6 protein-coding genes are annotated in these 5,929 nt (G+C 27.1%); all 6 read left to right on the plus strand.

Going from position 1 to position 5,929, the window contains the following annotated elements; genetic code table 11:
* The first annotated feature begins 1,185 nt into the window (after positions 1-1,185).
* The 6 genes from BMX60_RS11465 (at position 1,186) to BMX60_RS12150 (ending at position 5,490) form a co-directional block, all read left to right on the plus strand.
* Positions 1,186-2,088, plus strand: coding sequence for a hypothetical protein (locus BMX60_RS11465; RefSeq protein ID WP_091351575.1), 903 nt, complete (start codon positions 1,186-1,188; stop codon positions 2,086-2,088).
* 13 nt (positions 2,089-2,101) lie between these two features.
* Complete coding sequence (locus tag BMX60_RS11470) at positions 2,102-3,292, plus strand: ankyrin repeat domain-containing protein (protein WP_091351576.1); 1,191 nt, start codon at positions 2,102-2,104, stop codon at positions 3,290-3,292.
* 12 nt (positions 3,293-3,304) lie between these two features.
* Positions 3,305-4,177, plus strand: coding sequence for an ABC transporter ATP-binding protein (locus BMX60_RS11475; protein ID WP_091351577.1), 873 nt, complete (start codon positions 3,305-3,307; stop codon positions 4,175-4,177).
* Positions 4,178-4,179: 2 nt separating this feature from the next.
* Positions 4,180-5,052 (plus strand): hypothetical protein, encoded by an 873-nt coding sequence (locus BMX60_RS11480; RefSeq protein WP_091351578.1) that lies wholly within the window; start codon positions 4,180-4,182, stop codon positions 5,050-5,052.
* Between the two features lie 170 nt (positions 5,053-5,222).
* Positions 5,223-5,351 (plus strand): hypothetical protein, encoded by a 129-nt coding sequence (locus BMX60_RS12400; protein WP_278276559.1) that lies wholly within the window; start codon positions 5,223-5,225, stop codon positions 5,349-5,351.
* The gene (locus BMX60_RS12150) at positions 5,344-5,490 is read left to right on the plus strand and encodes a hypothetical protein (RefSeq protein ID WP_177159808.1); all 147 of its coding nucleotides are present in this window, start codon (positions 5,344-5,346) and stop codon (positions 5,488-5,490) included. Before BMX60_RS12400 ends, BMX60_RS12150 begins: the two co-directional genes overlap by 8 nt.
* The last annotated feature ends 439 nt before the right edge of the window (positions 5,491-5,929 follow it).

Here is a 5,929-nt window from a genome sequence, read left to right on the forward strand (position 1 = left end):
ACTCAATAGTTATGGTTAACTTCTAAAAAGTCCCACAACTAGCGAGTTCTTTTTATTCATGAGCTAAAATTGTAAAATTAGCTATTTCCCGACAAGCCCTTGCTTTTTTATCTGGAAATGTTAAAATTCAATGAAAAATGTTGATATCATAAAGCTTTCATAGTTAAACTAATTATAGTATTTTCATAAAATTACCTATACCCTGATAAAAGGGGGTAAAATTTTTATTTAAATGAACTGCGGATGATATTTAAAAGTAAATTCACTTATTTTTCATCTTTGTTTTTAATTTATTAGATGTTTTTATGCCATTTCAATCATAGTATTTGTAATAGTAGCAGCTTTGCAAATAGGACAAGAGTAGACATAAAAATAATGGATTTACTCCTTTTTTATAAGGTGTACGAAAGGTAGCCTTGTAATGGAAGGATTAGAAAACCCCAGAGATTGAGGGAATATGTGAGAGGATATTACAAGGAATAATTACTAAGGAGCAATTAACTAAAAAACTTTAAATTATCAGGGACAATAAATAATAAAAATAATTAGAAAAATATTTGTATTTTGTTAAAATTTTATGGTAAAATATAGCCAAAAAGACATACGGTGTAATGCAAGTATAACAATTGGAAATTAAGAAAGAATTTGAACAAGTTAGCCTTGAAAAAGGCAATAAGGAAGTAACCCTATAAACAACCATGGTTTATAGACGAGGGGGTGTGGAAATGGATCTATTTGACAGGTTTATATGGTTTTTTATAGTTTTGATAATATCTAACATTGTTTTCGAGATTTTAGATAGTAAATCTAAACAATTTAATAAACTCAAGGGCTGTTTTAAGAAAAAACATATATTTCGCAAATATAGATTTATTTTGTTTGGGTTTCTTGGGAGTGTTTTTGTAGGGTATATCTTAAACCGAAGTCACTTAATTAGCACGGGTATTTTTGCCGTAACATATAGTTTGTCAGCCTATATATTCTCTGAAAGTGAAAATGTAAATAACAGTTAGTTTAAGTTTTCAAGTTAAATATAAATGAACTTAAGCGCGCCGAATGGCGCTTTTTATCTGAAAAGTTAAAATTTAATGAAAAATTTTGACATCATAAAGCTTTCTTAGTTAAACTAATTATAGTATTTTCATAAAATTGGATATACTCTAATAAGAAGGGGGGGTAAAATATATGAATTTCTATTTAAATGAACTGCGGATGATATTTAAAAGTAAATTTACTTATGTAATTTTCTTTTTCATCTTTATTTTTAATTTATTAAATGTATTTGGTTATTTTTTTAATAATGTAGTTATATTATTAGAAAATCAGATTATAGAATATTATAATACACCTGTTACTTTAAAAGAATGGGGTCTTATTAATAGTGGATTTGTTGAGAATTTGTTAAGACCTATCCATCCGGTATTTTCTTTTATGAACAGTATATATTTTTTTTATACCATTTCAATCATAGTCTTTGTAATAGTAGCAGCTTTGCAAATGGGACAAGAGTTTAGACATAAAACTATAAAAGTAAAATTAACATATATGTCACCATTAGTATTGATATTTAATAAATTATTAGCTTTAATAACCTTTTTATTAACTACGATACTATTCTCTACACTTATCTTATCAATAACAAATTCATTTATTTGGTTTCAAGTTAATAAAATATATGGATATTTATTAGCACACTATGAAATTAATTTAAATTATTATTTTTTTAATAATATAGTAGAGTATTTTCAAAGCCTTGTTATCATAATTATTGCAATTTCTTTTTATAGTTTAGTGGCAATTGCTATTACATACTTTTCTGAATTACCAGCTTTAGGGATGTTAATTGGATTTACTCCTTTTTTCAGATTTAATTCAGTTATATCCCAAATCATAGCAGCACCAGCTGATGTTTATTTCAAAGCTTTGGATAAAATACTTTCTTTTTCAGAGCTAGGGTACTATGGAATAATTATTCATGATTCCTTTATAAATAAAAATATATGGGAAATTTTTACGTGGATTTTTATGGTGTTAATAGTATTGTTTATAGTTAATATAATAAATTTATATAATAAAAAGATATATTAAGGGGGAGAGGAAAATGAATAAATATTTTAAGGTTTTAAGTTATATTATACTGACTATTGCTATAATACTCATGGCTTATAAATTTATGGTCCCTGCTAATTTTGGAGAAGAAACAGTATCATTAAGATTGCAAACAGCGGTTTATAATGGTGATTTAAAAGAAGTAGAAAAAATATTAGATAAATATTATATTGATTTAAATGATGAAGAATTATTTTTCGGTCACTTGCCTCTTTTTATTGCAGTTGAAAAAGGGAATAAACAGATGGTTAGCTTTTTAGTTGAAAGGGGTGCCGATGTTAATAAAGAAATTTTTGGAAGAATATATAGTAATGCTATGATAGTTGCTATAGATCAAGAAGATATTGAAATGATTGAGCTACTGGTAAGCTTAGGTTATGATATCAAATCAAAAAATCATAGAGGAGAAAATCCTTTAATATTTGCCTTAAAAAGGGAAAAGTCACTTGAAATAATTGAAAAACTGGTAGAATTAGGTGTAGAGTTAGATGACACCGATGATTTAGACAAAAACCCCTTACACTGGGCTGCCCTTTCCGGTTCTCAAGATATTTATGACTATTTATTGACATTTCAATTAGATGAGTGGGAAAAAACTGATCAAGGGGAGACAATGATTCATTTAGCAACCAAATCAGGTAATCTACAGTTTTTGAAATATATCATTTCGAGGGGATTTGACGTATATGCTAAAAACAATTTAGGACAAAATATTCTGTTTTATGTTAGTAATTATGATGTTTTAAATTATCTATATACAAATTATGATTTAAATCTAGAGGTAGTAGATAATAGAGGATTTACACCTTTATTTAATATGCTTGTGATAGAAAATGAAACTAGTAGAAGGGAGATTGTAGATTTTTATTTAGAAAAAGGAATAGATGTTAACTATCAAAATAATTCAGGTATTAGTTATTTACACCAAGTAGTTTTTATGAGGGATTATTATTTGGTTAAAAGATTACTAGAAAAGGGAATTGAAGTAAATAAAAAAGACGATTTTGGAAGAACACCTTTACATATTGCTGTTGAAACCTTTGATGAAACAGTAACTTTAGATATTGTAAAAGCCCTTTTAGAAACTGGTGCAGATAAAAGTATTAGGGATATTGATGGTAACACTCCTTTAGATATAGCTATGAAATGGAACAATCGGGCTGTTATAGAGCTGTTAAGGTAAAGGAGGAAAATAATGGGGATAGTAAGTAGGAAAATTAAGAAGAAGTTTAAAAATAATGAAGTACTCAAAGGGTTATCCTTTTCTGTTAATCAGGGTAATATAGTTTTTCTTTTAGGTCCAAATGGCAGTGGTAAAACGACTTGGATTCGGATAGCTTTGGGGTTAGAAACTAAAGATAGTGGGGATATAACATTTGATGGTAAAAAGTTAGAAGAAGTTAGGGATAAAATTTCCGTGGTTTTTGATGAACCACCAATTTATCCCCATTTATCAGGTTATGATAACTTGAAAATTTTATCCGGTAAGACAAAAATTAATGATCATTTTACTTTTGATATTCTATCAGCTCTTAATTTAACAGAGGAACTTTTACAAAAAAAAGCTAAAGGATTTTCTTTAGGTCAAAGACATCGCCTAGCCGTTGCTTGTGCTTTAATTAGACAAGGTCAATATATTATTATGGATGAGCCTACCGTTGGTCTAGATTATCATGGATGGGAAGCAGTAAAAAAATTACTGATTAAAGAAAAAGAGAAGGGAAAAGCAATACTTGTAACTGGCCATAACTATGATTTAATAGAGGAAATAGTTGATAGGTTAGTAATCATAGCAAATGGAGTAGCAGTTTTTAATGATACTTTTGAAAATTTTAAAAAGCTAGGATTAACTAATGTTACTATTAAATCAAAGGAAGATAACGTTTTAAGGAAGTATAATTACATTAGAGTTAAGGGAGATACTTATCAAAAAAAATATGGCAACAAAAAAGAATTTGAAGAAGAATTATTGCTTTTACAAAAAGAAGGTGTGCTAATTGAAGATATTGAAGTTAAAGCTGAAAATTTAAAAGAAATATACAAAAGTTTTATAGAGGGGAATAATTAAAGATGTATTTACTTCAAATTATTAAATTAAAAAATTCCTTACCTTTTATCCTTTCAATTGCTTTATACTTTGTTATGTTATTTATCTTTTATATTATTTACATTTTAACAGGATATGATTTAGGAAATATCCTATTAAAAAATGGAGAAGAATTTTTTATTACCCATTATGCCGATATGGCAAAAGCCTTGCTATTCAGTCTTGAAAATGGGAATTATGCTATTTTTCAAGGATATGTAGCTTTAATAATTCCAATAGTTTTATCTATAAGTTTTTCTTTTCCCCTAAGCAAAGAATGGGAGCTTAAAACTATAAAAGTAGAAGAGATATATTTTGATAACAGGAAGTTATTTTTTACCAGAATGCTTATTTATTTCGTTTTACTGAATTTAATGGTTTTATTAACAGTTATCTTTAATATTTTCTTCACTTATATTACTTCGAGGTTTTTAGCATCTAACATAGAAAATTTTAAAAATTTGTTGGATGTTTATTCTATCAATGCTATTGATAATATTGTTATTTATATTAGAATTTATTTGTTGATTGTATTTGTCTCCCTATTATTATACATCCTTGGTTATCTTTTTACTTACTCATTTTCTACAAACATATATTTTGTGATTTTTTTAATATTAAATCTTGTTTTTATGAACTTATATATTTATTCGCCGATTTTTATGTATAAATATTTATTAGATAAAATTTTTTATACGGTTAATGAACAGGATTTATTAAGTTTTTTACTAAAAAATAATAATTTATACCAATTGGAGATTGATTATTTTGTCAATCCTTTAGTAATAAAATTCTTATTAACTATTATAGCTTTAGTTGTATTATTTGTTTTTTTAAAAAAGAGAAGTATTTATTAGTTGTAAAAGAAAGGGGTTATTGTTTTAGGGCAATAACCCTTGCTTTTTTGTCTAGAAATGTTAAAATTAATTTTATAAAATATATAGTCTGATATGGCAATATTTTTAAATTGACGGTATAGGGTATTAGTGATATTGTTGTAAGTGATGAGAGAGGAGATTTGGGGAAAATGCAAGAAACCATATTTACCATTTTATTTCCATTGACTGGGTTTATAGTAGGTGCTTATATTTCCTTGGATATTATTAAAATGCTAGTAGACTTGGTGTACCCAGAGCAGGAGGGGGAAAATGACTAAAATCGCTGAGATAGTTTATAATCTTACTGGAGTCAATGGTGTTCTCCTCTTTGCCTATGGTTTTTTAGCTAGTGTACTAGTTGTTTTTACCTTTACCCTTTTAGTAATCATATATAATCTTGCCTTAAGGAGCAATTAGCTCCTTTCAGACTGAAGACAAACTATAGACAAAGTCACCATCAGTTGTGGTAATTAAACAAAGATACGATTAAGTCGAGGAGATAGATTTAAGAGCTGATTAGATAAAAGGAAGGGATTGTCGGGAAATAGCTAATTTTACAATTTTAGCTCATGAATAAAAAGAACTCGCTAGTTGTGGGACTTTTTAGAAGTTAACCATAACTATTGAGTTCTTTTTTTATTAAAGAAATATTAATTTTGGGCATGACAAATAAAAGTAGCTAATTTTATTGGTGGATTTATTTTTAAGCTGCTACTTCTGAAGTTTTTCCTTCAAATTCTTTTATTTGACCTGTTATAAATTTGTGATATTTGTTGATGTTTCGACCAAATAAATAAAGCATAAGTTCTTTATAAACTTTTTCAGTTGATCGATGGTTAAAACGTCTAAATTTATC

This window comes from Anaerobranca gottschalkii DSM 13577 (genome assembly GCF_900111575.1).
Classification (GTDB): Bacteria; Bacillota; Proteinivoracia; order Proteinivoracales; family Proteinivoracaceae; genus Anaerobranca; species Anaerobranca gottschalkii.

Coding starts and splice junctions, on each gene's coding strand:
- BMX60_RS11480 (WP_091351578.1), top strand. CDS start 4,180: ATGTATTTACTTCAAATTATTAAATTAAAAAATTCCTTACCTTTTATC.
- BMX60_RS11475 (WP_091351577.1), top strand. CDS start 3,305: ATGGGGATAGTAAGTAGGAAAATTAAGAAGAAGTTTAAAAATAATGAA.
- BMX60_RS12150 (WP_177159808.1), top strand. CDS start 5,344: ATGACTAAAATCGCTGAGATAGTTTATAATCTTACTGGAGTCAATGGT.
- BMX60_RS12400 (WP_278276559.1), top strand. CDS start 5,223: ATGCAAGAAACCATATTTACCATTTTATTTCCATTGACTGGGTTTATA.
- BMX60_RS11470 (WP_091351576.1), top strand. CDS start 2,102: ATGAATAAATATTTTAAGGTTTTAAGTTATATTATACTGACTATTGCT.
- BMX60_RS11465 (WP_091351575.1), top strand. CDS start 1,186: ATGAATTTCTATTTAAATGAACTGCGGATGATATTTAAAAGTAAATTT.